This window comes from Duganella sp. Leaf61, from assembly GCF_001421905.1.
Classification (GTDB): Bacteria; Pseudomonadota; Gammaproteobacteria; order Burkholderiales; family Burkholderiaceae_D; genus Rugamonas; species Rugamonas zoogloeoides.
Genome location: NZ_LMLM01000002.1, coordinates 250245 through 267077 on the forward strand (window position 1 = coordinate 250245; position 16833 = coordinate 267077).

Annotated in this window: 22 protein-coding genes; 11 read left to right on the plus strand and 11 right to left on the minus strand. The window is 61.6% G+C overall.

Annotated features, from left to right (window positions below; translation table 11 throughout):
- Positions 1 to 114: 114 nt before the first annotated feature.
- The gene (locus tag ASF04_RS05375) at positions 115 to 726 is read right to left on the minus strand and encodes a winged helix-turn-helix domain-containing protein (protein ID WP_026637310.1); all 612 of its coding nucleotides are present in this window, start codon (positions 724 to 726) and stop codon (positions 115 to 117) included.
- Positions 727 to 1106: 380 nt separating this feature from the next.
- Here ASF04_RS05375 and ASF04_RS05380 point away from each other — a divergent pair, with 380 nt between their 5' ends.
- A complete protein-coding gene (locus tag ASF04_RS05380) occupies positions 1107 to 2150 on the plus strand; it encodes an OmpA family protein (RefSeq protein ID WP_056138797.1) in 1044 nt (347 codons plus the stop codon).
- A gap of 50 nt (positions 2151 to 2200) precedes the next feature.
- On the plus strand, positions 2201 to 3064 hold the full coding sequence (locus ASF04_RS05385) for a YihY/virulence factor BrkB family protein (RefSeq protein WP_056138799.1): 864 nt from the start codon (positions 2201 to 2203) through the stop codon (positions 3062 to 3064).
- A 49-nt stretch (positions 3065 to 3113) separates the two neighbouring features.
- Here the strand turns inward: ASF04_RS05385 and ASF04_RS05390 are convergent, their stop codons facing one another.
- Both ASF04_RS05390 and ASF04_RS05395 read right to left on the minus strand, forming a co-directional pair.
- Entirely contained in the window at positions 3114 to 4289 is a 1176-nt protein-coding gene (locus ASF04_RS05390; protein ID WP_227012157.1) for an AI-2E family transporter, read from the minus strand.
- Positions 4290 to 4395: 106 nt separating this feature from the next.
- Complete coding sequence (locus ASF04_RS05395; RefSeq protein WP_056138804.1) at positions 4396 to 4707, minus strand: BON domain-containing protein; 312 nt, start codon at positions 4705 to 4707, stop codon at positions 4396 to 4398.
- Positions 4708 to 4956: 249 nt separating this feature from the next.
- Here ASF04_RS05395 and ASF04_RS05400 point away from each other — a divergent pair, with 249 nt between their 5' ends.
- From ASF04_RS05400 to ASF04_RS05405, 3 genes are read left to right on the plus strand one after another with little or no spacing between them, the layout of a single operon-like run.
- Positions 4957 to 5409 (plus strand): glycine zipper 2TM domain-containing protein, encoded by a 453-nt coding sequence (locus tag ASF04_RS05400; RefSeq protein ID WP_056138806.1) that lies wholly within the window; start codon positions 4957 to 4959, stop codon positions 5407 to 5409.
- 56 nt (positions 5410 to 5465) lie between these two features.
- Positions 5466 to 5618 carry a DUF3309 family protein gene (locus ASF04_RS26520; protein ID WP_019921971.1) on the plus strand — a complete coding sequence of 51 codons (153 nt, stop codon included), beginning with the start codon at positions 5466 to 5468 and terminating at the stop codon, positions 5616 to 5618.
- 17 nt (positions 5619 to 5635) lie between these two features.
- A complete protein-coding gene (locus tag ASF04_RS05405) occupies positions 5636 to 5986 on the plus strand; it encodes a hypothetical protein (RefSeq protein WP_056138808.1) in 351 nt (116 codons plus the stop codon).
- A 90-nt stretch (positions 5987 to 6076) separates the two neighbouring features.
- On the opposite strand, the gene ASF04_RS05410 is transcribed toward ASF04_RS05405, so the two are convergent.
- The 6 genes from ASF04_RS05410 to ASF04_RS05435 form a co-directional block, all read right to left on the minus strand.
- The gene (locus ASF04_RS05410; RefSeq protein ID WP_056138810.1) at positions 6077 to 6433 is read right to left on the minus strand and encodes a hypothetical protein; all 357 of its coding nucleotides are present in this window, start codon (positions 6431 to 6433) and stop codon (positions 6077 to 6079) included.
- Between the two features lie 9 nt (positions 6434 to 6442).
- On the minus strand, positions 6443 to 6829 hold the full coding sequence (locus tag ASF04_RS05415; protein ID WP_200931064.1) for a phage holin family protein: 387 nt from the start codon (positions 6827 to 6829) through the stop codon (positions 6443 to 6445).
- Positions 6830 to 6832: 3 nt separating this feature from the next.
- Entirely contained in the window at positions 6833 to 7135 is a 303-nt protein-coding gene (locus tag ASF04_RS05420) for a YqjD family protein (protein ID WP_056138812.1), read from the minus strand.
- Positions 7136 to 7203: 68 nt separating this feature from the next.
- A complete protein-coding gene (locus ASF04_RS05425; protein WP_056138814.1) occupies positions 7204 to 7740 on the minus strand; it encodes a bacterioferritin in 537 nt (178 codons plus the stop codon).
- Positions 7741 to 7775: 35 nt separating this feature from the next.
- Positions 7776 to 8678 carry an OmpA family protein gene (locus ASF04_RS05430; protein ID WP_056138816.1) on the minus strand — a complete coding sequence of 301 codons (903 nt, stop codon included), beginning with the start codon at positions 8676 to 8678 and terminating at the stop codon, positions 7776 to 7778.
- 21 nt (positions 8679 to 8699) lie between these two features.
- Complete coding sequence (locus ASF04_RS05435) at positions 8700 to 9086, minus strand: DUF4398 domain-containing protein (RefSeq protein ID WP_056138818.1); 387 nt, start codon at positions 9084 to 9086, stop codon at positions 8700 to 8702.
- A 250-nt stretch (positions 9087 to 9336) separates the two neighbouring features.
- Between ASF04_RS05435 and ASF04_RS05440 the strand changes: the two genes are divergently transcribed.
- Complete coding sequence (locus ASF04_RS05440) at positions 9337 to 11289, plus strand: AsmA family protein (RefSeq protein WP_056138820.1); 1953 nt, start codon at positions 9337 to 9339, stop codon at positions 11287 to 11289.
- Positions 11290 to 11419: 130 nt separating this feature from the next.
- Complete coding sequence (locus ASF04_RS05445; RefSeq protein ID WP_019921962.1) at positions 11420 to 11644, plus strand: glycine zipper 2TM domain-containing protein; 225 nt, start codon at positions 11420 to 11422, stop codon at positions 11642 to 11644.
- A 70-nt stretch (positions 11645 to 11714) separates the two neighbouring features.
- On the opposite strand, the gene ASF04_RS05450 is transcribed toward ASF04_RS05445, so the two are convergent.
- Positions 11715 to 12464 (minus strand): Crp/Fnr family transcriptional regulator, encoded by a 750-nt coding sequence (locus ASF04_RS05450; RefSeq protein ID WP_056138822.1) that lies wholly within the window; start codon positions 12462 to 12464, stop codon positions 11715 to 11717.
- 176 nt (positions 12465 to 12640) lie between these two features.
- On the opposite strand from ASF04_RS05450, the gene ASF04_RS05455 reads away from it, so the two are divergent.
- The 3 genes from ASF04_RS05455 (at position 12641) to ASF04_RS05460 (ending at position 14221) form a co-directional block, all read left to right on the plus strand.
- On the plus strand, positions 12641 to 13297 hold the full coding sequence (locus tag ASF04_RS05455; protein ID WP_056138824.1) for a glycine zipper 2TM domain-containing protein: 657 nt from the start codon (positions 12641 to 12643) through the stop codon (positions 13295 to 13297).
- A gap of 164 nt (positions 13298 to 13461) precedes the next feature.
- Positions 13462 to 13608 carry a lmo0937 family membrane protein gene (locus ASF04_RS27335; RefSeq protein ID WP_019921959.1) on the plus strand — a complete coding sequence of 49 codons (147 nt, stop codon included), beginning with the start codon at positions 13462 to 13464 and terminating at the stop codon, positions 13606 to 13608.
- Positions 13609 to 13684: 76 nt separating this feature from the next.
- Positions 13685 to 14221 (plus strand): DUF3617 domain-containing protein, encoded by a 537-nt coding sequence (locus ASF04_RS05460; protein ID WP_056138825.1) that lies wholly within the window; start codon positions 13685 to 13687, stop codon positions 14219 to 14221.
- On the opposite strand, the gene ASF04_RS05465 is transcribed toward ASF04_RS05460, so the two are convergent.
- A complete protein-coding gene (locus tag ASF04_RS05465) occupies positions 14218 to 15294 on the minus strand; it encodes a porin (protein ID WP_056138828.1) in 1077 nt (358 codons plus the stop codon). The genes ASF04_RS05460 and ASF04_RS05465 overlap by 4 nt on opposite strands.
- A gap of 139 nt (positions 15295 to 15433) precedes the next feature.
- Between ASF04_RS05465 and ASF04_RS05470 the strand changes: the two genes are divergently transcribed.
- Positions 15434 to 16723: an acetyl-CoA hydrolase/transferase family protein gene (locus tag ASF04_RS05470; protein ID WP_056138830.1), complete on the plus strand. Its 1290-nt coding sequence runs from the start codon at positions 15434 to 15436 to the stop codon at positions 16721 to 16723.
- Positions 16724 to 16833: the final 110 nt, after the last annotated feature.

The window sequence follows — 16833 nt, forward strand, 5'->3', positions numbered from 1 at the left end:
TTCAGTGATGCTTAAGTGAGGACACTTGCCCCTCTTTCAATACATCGGCAACGCAAACATTCCGAAATGCAAAAAGCCGGGACGAGCCCGGCTTCTTTGAGGTTACCGCCGACTTTATTCGGCAGCTTTTTGCTGCGATGGTGCCGAGCCGAACAGCGCGGCAACCAGCGGGTCGCGCATGACCGGGCCACGGTTGACGCGGATCGCGTAATGGGTGTCATCGGCCAGGATGTGGAAGTGGCGACCGCTGCCGGCCATGGCTTGCTCGCGCAGGCCTGGACGTTCCTTGCGCGGTGGCGCGCCTTCGCGTTTTGGCTGGACGATGGCGGCCAGGAATGCGGCCACACGTTCCGGATCGGGCGTGAGCTGATAGACAGCCTTGCCTAGGTAGGTAGCGGTGCCTTCCACGTAACGCGCCAGTTCGATCACGCCGGCTTCGCGCAGATCGCGGATGTACTTGCGGGCGCCCGACGGCGAAAACTTGAGGAACCATGCGATTTCGTCGGCCAGCATTTCGTGCATGGACAGCTCGGCGATGAGCTTTTGCATGTTTTCAATACGGCGCAGGGTGGCGGAAGTGGAACGCACACGCTCGATGGAGGCCATCGACAAGCCGGGTTTGCGGTCCAGTGGCACGGGACGCTCCAACAGCTTGCTGGTGGTCGATTGCATGTCGAGCGACGCTTTCATTTCGTTCTGAACCAGGGTTTGGGGTTGTGCGTGCATGTGTACACTCCTTAATAACAAATTGCCGAGATTGGTTTTGCCGGGATATTTGGCAGCGGAGGCTGTGTGATTGAAGATCAAGCGCTACAGTCTCTGCATCTGACGCCAGAATGCCTTTTTGCCGCGCACCAGTCTGTGCGGCAACGAACATTAGCGGCGAAACCCGAACAATGAATATAGGACACCCCCCATTTCGGCAAGTTGCATGAATTGCCCGATCAAATTCACAATCTGTGTTGAATTTGATACAGCACAATCTTTTGTGCGGTAGCGTACTGAATGAACTGACTATTTTGCATAAAGTTCGTTCCTAGCAGCGGTGAACAAAACACAGCTGACCACGAAACATCGAAACATCCTTCATTAATCGGGAGCTTACCTTGAATAAAACTAAGAAAATCGCCCTCGCCGCAGCAGCACTGTGTGCGTCGTTCTCCGCCATGGCTCAAGAGCCGGTCATCAACCCGTCGTGGTATGTCCAGCCTAGCGTCAACGGCATCAAACCGGACGACGACTTCGGCGTAGACCGTCGCGGCCCGGGTGGTGGCCTGAAGTTCGGTAAGGCAGTCAACGAAAACTGGGACGTGCAAATGGGCGGCACCTACGCCCGTTCGAAAGACAATGGTGACCGCTACCAGCAGCAGACCCTGGGCGTTGACGGCCTGTACCTGTTCTCGCGTAAGTCGTTCCGTCCATTCATTCTGGTAGGCGCCGGTGTCCAGCGCGACAAGCTGGCTCTGGCCGGTCAAAACGAGATCTCCAAGAACTCGCCTTACATCAGCGCCGGTCTCGGTTTCCAGGCTGACATGAACGAACGTACCACGTTCCAGGCCGACATCCGCAACGTGCACGGCTTCCTGCGTGACGACGTGTTCCCACGCACCGACAAGAGCAACAACCTGTACCTGACCGTGGGTGTGAACTTCGCCTTCGCTGCGCCACCACGTCCAGCACCACCGCCGCCACCACCAGCACCAGTCGTGGCTGAACCACCACCGCCACCACCAGCACCAATGCCACCACCGCCACCACCACCGGTGCGCATGGAAAAAGTGACGATGTCGGCCACCGAAATGTTCGGTTTCGACAGCGCCAAGCTGAACCCGAACCAGCCTAAACTGGACGAGATCGCTACCCTGCTGAACAACAACCCTGGCATCAACGATGTGACCATCGCCGGTTACACCGACCGCCTGGGCGCCGAGAGCTACAACCAGAAACTGTCCGAGCGCCGTGCCAACTCGGTCAAGGAATACCTGGTCGGCAAAGGCGTTGCAGCCAACCGTCTGAGCGCCGAAGGCCGTGGCGAAGCGAACCCTGTTGTCACCTGCGACAACAAGCGTAAAGCTGACCTGATCAAGTGCCTGGAGCCTAACCGTCGCGTTGAGGTGGAACAAATCACCATCGAACGTCGCGTGAACTAATTCACCCGGAAAAGCCCCGCAACTTCGGTTGCGGGGCTTTTTTTTTACTCATGAGAAAAAGAGATATATTTTCGGTGCTGAAATGCACCGTTTCCGAATGGTTCTCGCACCGCGCCGGCAGCATGGGCGCGGCGCTGGCGTTCTATACCCTGTTTTCCATGGCGCCGATCCTGGTGCTGGTGCTGGCCATTGCCGGCTGGTTCTATGGTCCGCAGGCGGCGCAGGGCGAGCTGTTCGCCCAGCTCAACGGCCTGGTCGGCCAGCAAGGCGCGGAAGCGATCCAGCTGGTCTTGGCCGGGGCAAAAAACAAGGAAGAGGGTCAACTGGCCACCATCATCGCGTTTTTTCTGCTGATCTTTGGCGCCACCACCGTGTTTGCCGAACTCAAATCCAGCCTGGACGTGATCTGGCAAGTGCCGCCCGTGACCACCAGCACGGCGTGGGACGTGATCCGTACCCGGCTGCTGTCGTTCGGCATGGTGCTGGTGCTGGCGTTCCTGCTGATGGTGTCGCTGGTGGTCAGTGCGGTGCTGACGATCATCCAGAAATACTGGGACCGGATCTGGGTCGATGCCGGCGAAGCGCTCACCGGCATCAATTACGCCATCAGCTTCCTGGTGATTGCCGCCTTGTTTGGCGTGATCTTCAAGATGCTGCCCCGCGTAAAACTGTCGTGGCAGGATGTGAGCATTGGCGCGCTCGGCACCGCTGCCCTGTTCACGCTGGGCAAGTTTGCCATCGGCGCGTATATCGGCAACAGCGGCGTGGCCAGCAGCTATGGCGCAGCCGGCTCGGTGATTGCGCTGCTGCTGTGGGTGTATTACTCGGCGCAGATATTCTTCCTGGGCGCGGAATTTGCGCGGCAGTATGCCTTGCAACTGGGCAGCCTGAAAGACAAAACGCCCGCGCCATAAAAAACGGGGCGCCGGCAACGCCAGCGCCCCGTTTTTCATCTCGGCCGCCCTACTCTCCCAGCAGTTCGGCCACCACTTCCATCCCTTCCACCCGCTCGGCAACGACCTTGACGATCACGATCACAGGTACGCCCAGCAGCAAGCCCCAGACGCCCCACAACCAGCCCCAGAACAGCAAACTGACAAACACGGCAGCGGCATTCATGCGGGCGAAGCGGCCGGTCATCCAGGTAGTGATAATGGTGCCCACCAGGGTCGCGATCGCCAGCGAGGTGCCCATCACCAGCACGCTCATCTGGATCGACTCGAATTGCAGCAGGGCCACCAGGCCTGTGGCCAGCATGATCAGCAGCGGGCCGAAGTAAGGCATCAGATGCAGCAAGCCGGCCACGATGGCCCAGGCGCCGGCGTTTTCCAGGCCGATCCAGCGCAGCGCGATCCACATCATGACTGCCAGCATGCCGTTGGTGACCAGCAGCATCAGCATGTATTTCTGGATCGACGTATTGATGTCTTCCAGGATGTGGACCGTGATTTTTTTCTTCGATAATGACGGCCCGGTGAGCTTGACCAGCTTGCGCTTGAAGGTGTCGCCGGACAGCAGCAGGAAAAACACCAGGAAGATCACCATGGTGGCCTGGCTCAGAAAGCCCATCAGCCCCATCGAGCCTGCCCACACCCAGTTCATCAAGGGAAACTCGGGCGACGTTGCCGGGATGGCCTTGCGCGCCGCGCGCCGTTCCTGGGCGCCGGCGGTGGCCTGCTGCAACTCGGTGGCCACGGCCTGGATGCGCTGCAAGGCGCTCGAGCTGCCATGCAGGCGCTCGCTCACGAGCTTCGACAGCTTGTGGCCGGTGCTGGGCAGTTCCTCGACGATGGACTCGAACTCGCCATGCAGTTTATCGACCGCCATCACCGAGCCGCCCACAATCGCCGCCGTGATCAGGGTGGCGGCAATGGCGCGCGGCACGCGGCGCCGCGTCATCCAGCCCATCAGCGGACTCAGGGTGTAGCTGATCAGAATGCCCAGCAACAGGGGAACCAGGAAATTGCGCGACCACTGCAAGGCCCAGACGAAGGCGACAGTGGCAATGATGCCCAGCGCGAGACCGCGGGCGTTGACATGAATGGGGAAACGCTGAAGCACACCGGGGTCGGCCGTGCTACTCGATGCCGGGCTCGCCGTAAGGGTGGCGGGAGGAAGGTCTGCGGGCTGCTGGCTCATGATGACTCACAATAAAATTACGGCGCGACATACCGAAGCATGTCGCGCCGATCGCGTTCGCCGTCACCGGAAACCGGCAACGACGGACCAGCGACATCGAGCGAAATTACTTCACGCGGATATCGTTCTTGACGGACGAAACGCCTTTGACGCCACGCGCCACTTCGCCGGCTTTGCCGATGTCAGCAGGCTGGGCCACGAAGCCGCTCAACTGCACCACGCCTTTGAAGGTTTCCACATTGATTTCGGTGGTTTTCAGGGTAGGTTCGTTGAAGATCGCAGCTTTTACCTTGGTGGTCACAACAGCATCATCGACGAACTCGCCGGTGCCTTCCTTGGTCGAAGTCGAGGCGCAACCTGCAGTTGCCAGCAGCGAGACGGTGAACAGTGCGGTAGCGATTTTGTGGGCGATTTTCATGGTGGTTCTCCTTGGTGTTTTGATCGAATCAGGTTGTCAGCCGAGCGATGCCTTACGGTTGTCAGGTCGTCGCTGCTGCCGATGGAAACGTTTTACGCCCATCACGGCAAGGACTCTGTACGGTATCGTACACACACTGAAATTTGGCAAAGTCACCACATTTATTCCACGTAATTACTTGGTGCGAAAGCGCACAGACCTGTGCGCGCAGCATGATTATTCTGAACTCATTACTTTCAGGAGGACAACATGAATTCGAACCGCACCCTTGCCGCTGTCGTACTTGCCGCCACCGCCGTACTGAGCGGCTGCGCCACCAGCAACCAGAATCCAGGCTACGGTCAGCAGACCGGCTACCAGAATGAAGCAGCCAGTTATGGCACCATCGAATCGATCCAGGTCAGGACCGTCGAGGGCAAAGGCAGCGGCGCCGGCGCCGTTGCAGGCGGCCTGGTGGGCGCACTGCTGGGTAATCAAGTGGGCTCGGGCAGCGGCCGTGCCGCCGCGACCGTGGCCGGCGCAGTCGCTGGTGGCGTGGTAGGCAACAACGTCGAAAACAACCGCAACGCACCGCGCGACGAGTACCAGATCAGCGTGCGCATGGACAATGGCGATTACCGCCTGGTGAACCAGGACAGCGTCTACGACCTGCGCGTGGGCAACCGCGTGCGCCTGATCGACGGCCGCCTGTACCGCTATTAATTTTTTTCGCTTATCGCGATCATCCCGATCAATAACTCAAACTTAAGGGGAATACCATGGGCACCATCATTCTGATCATCCTGGTCTTGTTACTGGTGGGTGCGTTGCCTACCTGGCCGCACAGCCGCAACTGGGGCTATGCACCGAGCGGCATCACCGGCCTGCTGGTCGTGATCCTGCTGATCATGCTGCTGACCGGCCGCCTGTAAGCCACGGGGAGCCCGTCATGACGCCTTTCCAGACCCTGAAATGCGGCGCCGTGCTCGCCCTGTCCTGCGCGGCGCTTGTCGCGCAGGCACAAGACAATACGCCCCCGCAAAACGTCCAGCTGCAACAGCAGGAAATCGCCAGGGGTGATCCGGCCCGCTGGCACCGCGAAGACGTCACGCCTGCGCAAAAAGAGCGCACCCTGCGCAAGGAAATCGGCGCCGCGCTGGCCGAAGCCAAGCAGGCGTGCGCCAAGGGCCCCGCTGCCGAGCGGGCCAGCTGCCTGAAGCAGGCGCAGGACACCTATCGCCACGACATGGCACGCGTGACGGCGGTGCTCGCCGAGAATGAACCACCGCGCCAACCCTGATTTTTGCTCCATTAAAAACATTCGGGCCCGTCAGCGAATCTCGCTGACGGGCCCGAATTTTGTCGATCTGGCAGCGGCTGGGCTGAAGAATCAGCCAGCGGAGCGCTTGCGCTTGAGCAGCCACGCCACGCCGACACCGGCCAGCGCCGCCACACCCAGTACCGGCTTGATCATGCGCTTGCGCGCCAGGAACGAGCCGACCGTGATGGCGTAAGGCATCAGCGCCTTGTAGTTGAAGTTGCTCAAGCCGCCCGGCTGGATCAACCCGCCCAGGCGTGCCTGGGCCAGGCTGACCGCGTGGTCGACCGCGCCGTGCATCAGCGCATCGGGACGCATGGCTTGCGCCACCAATGCCTTGGCATGGACGACCTTGATGCGATACAGCTCGCCTTCGCGGATCAGGCGCTGAATGTCGGCCGCAACCGGATCATGTGCATGTTTGCTCATCTGCTCTCCTTACATCAACATGTCGCGGTCGGACTTGAGCTCGGCCATGGTGGCCGGCATCGACAGCTTGCCGGCTCTGATCAGGCCACGCGCGTACATGATCAAGCCTATCGCCAGCAGCAGGAAGAAGCCCGCCAGGATCGGCAGAATCAGCCAGCCCAGCGCGTTCCACGCCAGGTAACCCACCATGACCGTTATGCACGCCAACGCAAAACAGCCGGCTACCAGCGCGACGGCAAACGCCACCACCAGTTGCAGCAGGTGATTACGTACCTGCGACAGCTCGAGGGCAGCGAGTTCCAGGCGCGTCAGCAGCAGGCCCATGCTGTTGCGGGCGATGTTGCCCAGCGACGCAATCAGGCCGGGCGGACGGTTCACTTCGTCAGCTTGCGCCATCGGTTACTTACGGCCGATGATCACACCGACCAGCAGACCGATGCTGGCTGCCGCAGCGATCGAGCGCCATGGATTTTCTTTGACGTAGGCATCAGCCTGCTTGGCGGCTTCCTTGCTGGCCGCCAGGGCGCTGACTTGCGCTTCGTGGGCTTTGGCCAGTGCCGAGTCCAGGGCACGCATGCCACGGCCGCGCAGCTCGTCGGCTTTTTCACCGGTGAGCGCAGTGGCGGCGGTGAACAATGCTTGAGCATCCTTGACCAGAGTTTTCACGTCGTTATTCACGGTGCTGATATTTTGTTCCAACATAATGATGCTCCTGTTATGGTTGTGAGAAGTGAAAACTGTACAACAAATTCACCAACTGGCCTAATCGCTTATTCAAGCAGATCGCGCATATCGTCCGCGTGTTCTTCTTCCACGGCCATGATGCTGATCAAAAGGTGACGCGTGGTCGGGTCGGTATCACCGATTTGCTCGATCATTTGACGATAAGACTCGATGGCGACGCGCTCGGCGATCAGGTTAGCCTTGATCATCGCTTGCACGTCGTCCGATGCATCATACTCGGCATGGCTGCGTGCGAGCAACGTTGCAGGATTGAAATCAGGCTCACCGTTGAGCTGAACGATGCGTTCGGCCAGCGAATCGGCGTGTTCCTGTTCCTGGGTGGCGTGCTCGAGGAACTCGGCCTTGATCGGACCGTTCTGCAAGCCGCTGACCGTGTAATAGTGGCGCTTGTAGCGCATGACGCAAACGAGCTCGGTAGCCAGCGCGTCGTTGAGCATCTTGATCACTGCCTCGCGGTCGCCCTTGTAACCGGACGTGACCGGGCCGTCGAGCATATTGCGTGCCGCTTCACGGATGGCTTCACGATCGATGCCTGCCGGATGGGTGGGATTGGATTCAGCCATGATGAATAGTCCTTTTCAAGAAAAAAAATACGGGATTAACGACGGTTGGTGATCGGTGCGCCGTTTTGCGACAGCACGATTTCCACGCGACGGTTGAGTTGGCGGCTGGCAGCGTCGTTATTGCCGGCCACGGGGTAGGCGGCGCCATAACCCTTCGTGGAGATCTTGTTGCCTGGCACACCCATGCCGACCAGGGCCTGGCGCACGGCGTCGGCGCGGCGCTGCGACAGGTCGAGGTTGTGCGACGAGCTGCCGGTCGAATCGGTAAAGCCCTCGATCAGCACCATGCTTTTCGGTTCCTGCGCCAGCACATCGGCCAGCTTTTGCGCGGTGCGCATGCCTTCGGCGCTCAATTCAGCCTTGTCGACGTTGAACAGCACGTCGTTGAGGGTAATCACCAGGCCACGGTCGGTCTGCTTGGCTTGCAGATCGTTCAGCTGCTGCTGCAGTGCTGCAGCCTTGGCCTGCTCGTCGCGCGCCGATGCTGCGGCTGCGTCGGCCTGCTGGCGCGCAGCGTCGGCCTCGGCTTTGGCGCGTTCGGCAGCCATGCGGGCCTTGTCGGCTTCGGCGGTGCGCGCTTCCAGGCGCACTTCGTCACGCTGGCGGCCGGCTTGCGCCACGTTGGCTTCGGCCTGGCGTTGCTTGGTCACCTCCTGTGCCACAGCGATTTTTTGCTTGGCAAGATAGGCCAGCTTGTCGATATCGGCCAGGCTTTCTTTCTGGGCGGCAGCAGCGTTGGCGCGGTCCAGCGCATCGGCAGCGGCCTTGAATTCCACCGGGGCGTTGGCGGCAACGGCCGGGTTGCTCTGGGCGGCAACGAAATCGCCGCGCGCGCCATCGAGTTCGCTGGTGGTGATCGGTGCGCTGCTGCAGGCAGACAGGACAATCGCTACGGCGACGGCGGCAGGCAGGATACGCAGTTTGGTCATCAGTTTCATGTGGGGCTCCGGTTTTATTGATTATTGTTGTTGGGTATTGGCGCGATTGGCTTCTTCGCGCAGCACACGAATGCTTTGCTGCAGCTCGTCGGCAGCAGCCGTGGCCTTGGCCGAGTTGGCCTTGCTCTGGGCCAGTTGGGCGTCGGCCTGCGCTTGCGCCGCCAGGTCCTGGGCCAGCTTGTAGTCCTTGGCAGCGAGCGCCTGGTTGGCGCGCATCATTTTTTCACGGGCCGATTTCATCTCTTCCGGCGCCAGGTCGGCAGCACCGGCCGAGGTGGCGTTGGCAACAGCAGCGCGCGAGACGGCGACATCGGCGGTGGCCGGGGTCTTTTCGCTGGCGCAAGCTGCCAGGCCCAACAGCGCCAGGGCGCCGCAGATTACTTTGACTTTATGCTGAACGGTGTTCATTTATTGTTCTCCTCGTGAAATATTGAACTGACAAGTAACGTTATAGGCCCATGCCCGGGCGCACTCAGTTCGGTGCCGCACATAGAGCGGAGTCGATGGCGCCGGTGCACGCCGTACGTGCGCTGGCGCACCGGGACGGGTCGCCGTCACGGTCCTGTGTAGAATGTGGCAACCTTCCCGTCGCAAATTACCCATGCCTCCTGCCCTGCTCCGCCGCCGCTGCGTTCGTATCGCTCTTGTTGTAGCGGGCGTGGGCGCGCTCGCCATTGCTGCCGCCGCGATCGCGCTGGCAACTTATGACTGGAACAGCGCACGGCCGTGGATCAGCCAGCGCATCGGCGAGGCCATCGCCCGGCCGTTTTCCATCCGGGGACCACTGACGCTGGCCTGGCGCCAGCAGGGGTCCGGCGCCGACCGCACCTGGCGCGATTATTTGCCACTGCCACACCTGGTGGCGCGCGATGTGCACATCGGCCAGCCGGCGGCGATGCAGGCTGGCGGCGAGTTTGCCAGCGTGGGCCAGTTCGCGTTCGCGGTGGAACTGCTACCGCTGCTGCGCCAGCGCATCGTGGTGCCGGTGCTGCGCTTTGAGCAGCCGCAACTGTGGTTGCTGCGCGATGAGGCGGGCCGCAACAACTGGACCTTTCACCAGGACGACAAGCAGCCGGCGTGGCAGCTGGCGGTACAGCGCGTGGTGCTTACGCGCGGCGTCGTCAACTACCGCGACGCATCCACCCACGTCGATGCGGTGGCCACGGTTGACAGCATAGCCAATGACAAAACCTACGGCGTGGCGTGGACCCTCAAGGGCAAGTGGAACGAGCAAGCCATCAGCGGCAGCGGCAAGTCGGGGGCGGTGCTGGGCCTGCAGGAGCACGCCACGCCTTACCCGCTGGCGGCCAGCCTCGACGTGGGCGGTACCCGCATCGCCGCCGAAGGCACACTCACCCGCCCTGCCGCGCTTACCGCGCTCGACCTGAAACTCAAGATGTCCGGCCCCAGCATGGCGCGCCTGTACGGCATCACCGGCGTGCTGCTGCCAGAGACGCCGCCGTTTTCCACTGAAGGGCGGCTCACCGGCAGCATCACCCGGGCCGGCAGCCACTGGCGTTACCAGGACTTCACCGGCCGCGTGGGCAGCAGCGACATTGCCGGCCGGCTCGATTACCGCTCCGCCACGCCGCGCCCGCTGCTCACCGGCACGGTGACCTCGAAGCTGCTGCAATTTACCGACCTGGGGCCGCTGGTGGGCGCCGATTCCGCCGCCAGCCGCGCAGCGCGCGGGGCCGAGACTGTCCAGCCGCGCAACAGGGTGCTGCCGGTGGAAGCGTTCCGCAAGGATCGCTGGACCGCGCTCGATGCCGACGTCAGGCTCCATGCCCAGCGCGTCACGCGCGGCCAGGGCCTGCCGGTGCAAAATGTCGAGACCCAGGTGCACATGAAGGATGGCGTGCTGTCGATGAAGCCGCTCAACTTCGATATCGCCGGCGGGCGGTTCGCCTCGAACATCGTGCTCGACGGCAGCGGCAAGGTCGATCCGCGCGCCATCCGCGCCGAGCTCAAGGCCGACCTGCGGCGTCTGCAACTCAAGCAGCTGTTCCCGGATATTAGCGGCATGCGCGCCACCGTCGGCGAAGTCAACGCCGACGTGGCGCTGACAGCCAGCGGCAATTCCGTCGCCGATTTGCTCGGTACGTCCAATGGCGACTTCAAGGGCGCCGTCAGCGGCGGCAGTGTCAGCAAGCTGATGCTCGAGGAAATGGGCTTGAACCTGGGCAGCGTGGTGGTCACCCGCCTGTTCGGCGACGAGCAGGTCAAGCTCAACTGCCTGGTGGCCGACTTTGGCGTTCAAAACGGGCTGATGCGCTCGCGCCTGTTCGTGGTGGATACGGCGGAAGCAGTCATCAATGCCAGTGGCACCGTCAACCTGGCCAACGAAAAGCTCGACCTCACGCTCAAACCCGACGCCAGGAGCATGCGCATCCTGTCGCTGCGCTCGCCGATTTACGTGCGCGGCACGTTCAAGGATACCGATGTGAGCATCGACAAGGGCAGCATGGCGCTGCGCGCCGGTGGCGCCGTGGCGCTGGCGCTGGTGGCGCCGGTGGCAGCCATCGTGCCGCTGGTCACCACGGGATCAGGAGGGTCACCAGCGTCGCAGTGCCCGGCACTGCTGGCGCGCGGTCCCGCCGCCGGCAAATGAGCAGGACGTTAAAGGGTAACAAGCTGTTTCAGGGTGCGGTGCCTAACTGAGATTCGATTCGGCAAGAAGTATTCTTCAGCCATCGGTGCGGATGAGACCGCGCCTTCATGAACGACCTGAGGAGAATACAATGAATACGATCAAACGAGTAGCTTCGGCAGCGGCAGTGGTAGTGGCAACCCTGAGCCTGACGGCGTGTGCCGGCATGTCCAACCAGGACCGTAACACGGCAGTTGGCGCTGGCGTAGGCGCAGTGGCCGGGTCCGTGCTGACCGGCGGCAGCGCTGTTGGCGCGGTCGGTGGCGCAGCAGTCGGTGGCGTGATCGGCAACCAGGTGCAAAAACCAACGCGTTAAGCGACCACCAGCGATGGAAAAATCCGTCATGCCCGCGCCAGCGGGATGACGGATTTTTTGTATGAACACCTCAGACAAATACGTTGGAAATGCCGATCAAACCCTCGTCCTTGACCAGCTCGTAGCACCGGCACGACACCGCCTCCAGCCCCGCCGCATCGAGAATCTCGATGTTGCCCCGGCTATAGGAAATCAGTTTCTGGTTTTGCAGGGCGCTGGCCGCCTTGGTCACCCCCACCCGGCGCACACCGAGCGCATGCGCCAGGAACTCGTGGGTGAGATGGAATTTATCGGACTGCAAGCGGTCGCGCGTAATCAGCAGCGAACGCGCCAGCCGTGCTTCGAGAACGTGGAAGCGGCTGCACACGGCGATCTGGATCGCCTGCGCCAGCAAGGTGTCGGTGTAGCGGTGCAGCAGGCGCTGCAACGGCTCCATGCGCGCGTACGCCAGGCGAAACTCGCCGGCATCGATGCGTACTGCCCGTCCGGCGCGTTGCACCACGGCGCGTACTTGCGCCAGTTCGTGGCCGAGCACCACCGGCGCCCCGATCATGCCTTCGCGGCCCACGGAACCGACTTCGAGCGTCATGCGCCCTTCGGCCACGGCCAGCAACGACAGCAGGCAATCGAGGGGGAAGTACACGTGCCGCACGGTCTGGCCCGGTTCGTACAGCACGTCGCCTACTTCCACCTTGATTATTTCTCCCAGCCTCGCCAGCTGGCCCTGTTCTTCTTCGGGCAAACTGGACAGTAAACGATTTACCAACGCACGCGTTGGGCTCCTGTCATCTTCGGCAAGGTGGTAGTGGTGGGTATGCATAGGGCTTAGCGTAACGGCAATAATTTGGGACGTATGTACGATGACGCACGGAAGCAAAGCCGACCCGGCGGGACAATGTGCGGTGCTGCACATTAATGCAAATTAGCTGCAATACAACACAATAAAGTCATTTATCAGTAAGCAATAAGTAACCAACAAGAAATCAAGGAACCGTCATGAATACTCCCGTCCACACATCCAAGTCCGGCCTGCATCCGATGCTGTTGATTGCCGCTGTCGCCGTCATCCTGTTCTGCGCGGTCGGCATCGCTGCCCTGATGGGCTGGCTGCCAAAATCCAACGCCAATGCTGACCTGCCGCCGGCGGTGGCCGGCCAGCTGGCGCCGGGTGACCAGGCGCTGGCAGGCAACCAACAGTTAGCCGCACAGCAGTCCCAGCAGGCGCCTCTGCAACTGGCTGCGGCCAATGCACCGCTGCGCGAAGCGGACCGGGCAGTTGAGCGGGCTCCCGAGCCGCAAGCGGCTGCTCCGGCCGTATGCAAGAACTGTGGCGTGGTGACCTCGGTACGCACCATCGAGCACCGCCCGCAAGGCAGCGGCGTGGGCGCGGCCGGTGGCGCCATCCTCGGCGGCATCCTCGGTAACCAGGTGGGCGGCGGCCATGGCCGTCAACTGGCCACCGTGGCAGGCGCGGTCGGCGGCGCCGTGGCCGGCAACCAGATCGAAGGTCATATGAAAACCACCCACAGCTGGCAGGTGACAGTACGCATGGACAACGGCGCCAAGCGCACCTTCAACCACAGCACGCAACCGGCCTGGCGCGAGGGCGACGAGGTGAAAGTCATCGATGGCAAGCTGCGTTCGGCAAATTAATTGTTGGTTAATGTGCTTTTAAGACAGCAGTGCATCATTTACGTGGGACAGCGTACAGAAGCCTGGGCTGTATAGAAAGATAATAGATTCCAAGATACGAACGAACAGTTCGACATCGCTTCGATGCCCACTGCGGACGTCACAACATAACCAAGGAGAGAATCATGCTCTATACCATCGCTGTAGTTCTGCTTATCCTGTGGCTGCTGGGCCTGGTCACCTCGTACACCATCGGCGGCTTCATTCACGTGCTGCTGGTTGTTGCCATCATCATGGTGCTGCTGCGCCTGATCAGCGGTCGCGGCGTCTAGTACGCTCCCCGCTTAGAATGAGCGGCGTCCCACCTTCGTGGTGGTACGCCGCTTTTTTTATTTTGAAAGGACCACCATGAAGCACATCGCGATCATGCTCACCGCTCTGGCCGCGCTGTCGGCAAACGCCCAAACCGCTCCTGCCATCAAGCCGGGCACGTGGGAAACCAGCAGCAAGGTCTCCACCGCCGACATCCAGACCAACGCCGCGCTGGACATGGCCATGCAGCAGTTGGGCAATCTGCCGCCGGCGCAAAAGGCACAGATGGATGCATTCCTGGCCAAGAACGGCGTCTCGTCGCCGACCGTGGGCACCGACGGTGCCATTGCCGTGCGCGCTTGCGTTACGCCAGAGATGGCGGCCAGAAAGGAATTGCCGTTGAATCAGAAAGGACAATGCACGTCCACCAGTACGCCGATAGCAGGCGGCTACGATGTGGCGTTCACGTGCAAGGATCCGGTCTCAAGCGGAAGGGGAACCGTGAAATTCGTGGATGACCGGAATTACACCATGGTGATGGATGTGAGCACCACCGCCACCGGCGCCCAGCACGACGTCAAGATCAACTCGACCGGCCGCTGGGTCAGTGCAGCCTGCCCTGCCAAACCCTAGAATGAGTGGCGCAGGCCGATGTTGATGGCATGGTCGCCGCGACCACGCGTGGTCGCGGTGCCAACTGCGTAATTGCCGCCGTTGCGGTTCTTGATCTTGGCCAGCGCAGTATAAAAGTCGGTGCGCTTGGACATGGCGTAGCTGGCGCCGATGGCGATCTGGTCGGCATCGCGGTTGGCCAAGCCCTGGTCGTCCTTGCGAATGTATGAAGCGAGGAAGGTAGTGGCGCCCCTGGGCACGGCCACGCCAAACAGGGCGTCACGGCTGCGGTCGGTGGGCAGGGTTTGCACCATGGCGCCATAGGGATTCGACTGGTCCCACTGGTTGCTGCCGGCGCCACGGCTGTGGCCGTAAGCTGCATAGCCCACCACGCCGCCGAAATCGACATTGGCGGCGACCAGCGAGTTGCGCGCCGACTGGTCAACGGCCGGGGTGGTGGCATTGGCTTCGAGCAGATTGTTTTTGCGCTGGTGCGTGATGCTGATGTTGACCGGCCCCTTGGCATACCCGATGGTGGCGCCATACGCGCGGTTGAAGCGACTATTGAATTGCGACTCGCCGAAGCTGTAGATCACCGAGCCGATCAGGCCGCTGCGGCTGCGCGGCGACTTGTACTTGATCGAATTGTCATAGCGCTTGGTGGTGTATCCGACCAGATTGCCGGCGCTGCCGGCCATACCGCCGTGGAAGGGATCGGCCACGTCGGTCAGCGCTTCGTATAACAGGTTGTACTGGCGGCCCATGGTCACCGCACCGAGCGGCCCTTCGAGCCCGACAAACACCTGGCGGCCGAACAGCTTGTTTTGATGCTCGTTGGCGCCGGTATCGTTCTTGATGCCCGCTTCCAGCGTGTACACGGCAGCCGTGCTGCCACCAAGACTTTCGCGGCCACGGATGCCGAGGCGCGAACCGGAAGCGATACCGCTGTCAAGGCGGGTACGGGCGCAGTCGCCCTGGCAACCGCGCTCGACCACTACACCGGCATCGAGCAAACCATACACCTCGACCGGCGACGTTTGCGCCGCTGAGCTCAAGGGCGCGATCAGGGACAGCGCAAGGATAGTCGGTTTCATGATGAGCGATGAAAGAGTGGATTGGTGATTTCATAATAGGCCGTGCCCGGCCATAGTTCTGTGCGGACCGCCACGTAAGCAGTCACTTCTACCGCCAGTTGGTTTATAGTGGATTTTCATCAGGTGAAAGGCCACAACCATGCATGCGCACTACGACAGCAAACGTTGCACGCCCGAACAGGCACTCGACTGGTTGAAAGATGGCGACACCATCATCGTGCCCACCGGCGCCGGCGAGCCACCTGGCCTGCTGCATGCGCTGTCGGCCCACCGCACGCGCTTTCGCGACATCAAGGTGGCGCAAATCCTGGCCATGCGCAAATACGGCTACTTCGATTGCGACACCGTGCAGCACGTGCGCCACGTGGCGCTGTTCTTCGGCGGCGCTTCGCGCGCGGCGGGACAAGCGGGCTGGGCCGATTTTGTCCCCGCCTATTTTTCCGAGCTGCCCAGCCTGATCGAGCGCGACCTGGTGCCGGCCGACGTGGTGTTTTCTCTGGCTTCGCCGATGGACGAGTACGGCAATTTTGCACTGAGCCTCGGCGCCGACTACACCATGGCGGCCATCCTCAAGGCGCGCGTGATTGTGCTCGAGGTCAATCCCAATGTGCCCACCGCACACGGCAACTGCATCGTCCACATATCGCAGATCACTGCGCTGGTGGAGAGCGACGAGCCGGTAATCGAAGTGGGCCTGCCCGCCATCGGCCCGGTGCAGGAAGCGATCGGCAAGCTGGTGGCCGACCTGATCGACGACGGCTCCACCCTGCAGATCGGCTACGGCGGCATCCCGGACGCGGTGGTGATGCAGTTGACCAGCAAGCACGACCTGGGCGTGCACACCGAGATGATCGGCGACGGCATCCTCAAACTGGTGGAATGCGGCGCGGTCAACAACAGCCGCAAGACCTTCATGCCGGGCAAGATGGTGGCGACGTTTGCACTCGGCTCGCGCCGGCTGTACGACTTCATGCACGACAATCCCATGCTGGAAATGCACCCGGTCAATTTCACCAACGACCCGTACCTGGCCGGGCAAAACGCCAACATGGTGGCGATCAACGCCAGCCTGCAAGTGGACCTGCTGGGCCAGTGCGGGTCCGAAAGCCTGGCCCACCTGCCCTATTCCGGCACCGGCGGCCAGGTCGATTTCGTGCGCGCGGCCAACCGCTCGCGCGGCGGCAAGGCGTTTATCGTGTTGCCATCGACCGCCAAAGATGGCACCGTGTCGCGCATCGTGCCCACGCTCACGCCCGGCACCCATGTCACGACCGGCAAGAACGACGTCAACTACGTGGTCACCGAATACGGCGTGGCCCAGCTGCGCGGCAAGACCGCCCACCAGCGCGCCGAGGCGTTGATCGCCATCGCCCACCCCGACTTTCGCCACGAGTTGCGCCAGGCGGCGCGCAAGATCATGTTGTGCTGATGGTACGGGCGCGATTCCACGCAGGAAACTAACGTTCGAGAGCGTACATACCGGGTCGGAGCCGAGCGGGTATACTTCGTTTTTAGTTTACTGCGGCTTTTGCCGCCCGA

Excerpts from the sequence above, each read along its gene's own strand:
- ASF04_RS05445 (WP_019921962.1), top strand. The coding sequence starts at position 11,420 with ATGAATACGATCAAACGAGTAGCTTCGGCAGCGGCAGTGGTAGTGGCA.
- ASF04_RS05375 (WP_026637310.1), bottom strand. The coding sequence starts at position 726 with ATGCACGCACAACCCCAAACCCTGGTTCAGAACGAAATGAAAGCGTCG.
- ASF04_RS05395 (WP_056138804.1), bottom strand. The coding sequence starts at position 4,707 with ATGAAAATCGCCCACAAAATCGCTACCGCACTGTTCACCGTCTCGCTG.
- ASF04_RS05405 (WP_056138808.1), top strand. The coding sequence starts at position 5,636 with ATGACGCCTTTCCAGACCCTGAAATGCGGCGCCGTGCTCGCCCTGTCC.
- ASF04_RS05385 (WP_056138799.1), top strand. The coding sequence starts at position 2,201 with ATGAGAAAAAGAGATATATTTTCGGTGCTGAAATGCACCGTTTCCGAA.
- ASF04_RS27335 (WP_019921959.1), top strand. The coding sequence starts at position 13,462 with ATGCTCTATACCATCGCTGTAGTTCTGCTTATCCTGTGGCTGCTGGGC.
- ASF04_RS05430 (WP_056138816.1), bottom strand. The coding sequence starts at position 8,678 with ATGAAACTGATGACCAAACTGCGTATCCTGCCTGCCGCCGTCGCCGTA.
- ASF04_RS05455 (WP_056138824.1), top strand. The coding sequence starts at position 12,641 with ATGAATACTCCCGTCCACACATCCAAGTCCGGCCTGCATCCGATGCTG.
- ASF04_RS26520 (WP_019921971.1), top strand. The coding sequence starts at position 5,466 with ATGGGCACCATCATTCTGATCATCCTGGTCTTGTTACTGGTGGGTGCG.
- ASF04_RS05470 (WP_056138830.1), top strand. The coding sequence starts at position 15,434 with ATGCATGCGCACTACGACAGCAAACGTTGCACGCCCGAACAGGCACTC.
- ASF04_RS05390 (WP_227012157.1), bottom strand. The coding sequence starts at position 4,289 with ATGAGCCAGCAGCCCGCAGACCTTCCTCCCGCCACCCTTACGGCGAGC.
- ASF04_RS05415 (WP_200931064.1), bottom strand. The coding sequence starts at position 6,829 with ATGGCGCAAGCTGACGAAGTGAACCGTCCGCCCGGCCTGATTGCGTCG.
- ASF04_RS05460 (WP_056138825.1), top strand. The coding sequence starts at position 13,685 with ATGAAGCACATCGCGATCATGCTCACCGCTCTGGCCGCGCTGTCGGCA.
- ASF04_RS05400 (WP_056138806.1), top strand. The coding sequence starts at position 4,957 with ATGAATTCGAACCGCACCCTTGCCGCTGTCGTACTTGCCGCCACCGCC.
- ASF04_RS05435 (WP_056138818.1), bottom strand. The coding sequence starts at position 9,086 with ATGAACACCGTTCAGCATAAAGTCAAAGTAATCTGCGGCGCCCTGGCG.
- ASF04_RS05410 (WP_056138810.1), bottom strand. The coding sequence starts at position 6,433 with ATGAGCAAACATGCACATGATCCGGTTGCGGCCGACATTCAGCGCCTG.
- ASF04_RS05450 (WP_056138822.1), bottom strand. The coding sequence starts at position 12,464 with ATGCATACCCACCACTACCACCTTGCCGAAGATGACAGGAGCCCAACG.
- ASF04_RS05420 (WP_056138812.1), bottom strand. The coding sequence starts at position 7,135 with ATGTTGGAACAAAATATCAGCACCGTGAATAACGACGTGAAAACTCTG.
- ASF04_RS05425 (WP_056138814.1), bottom strand. The coding sequence starts at position 7,740 with ATGGCTGAATCCAATCCCACCCATCCGGCAGGCATCGATCGTGAAGCC.
- ASF04_RS05465 (WP_056138828.1), bottom strand. The coding sequence starts at position 15,294 with ATGAAACCGACTATCCTTGCGCTGTCCCTGATCGCGCCCTTGAGCTCA.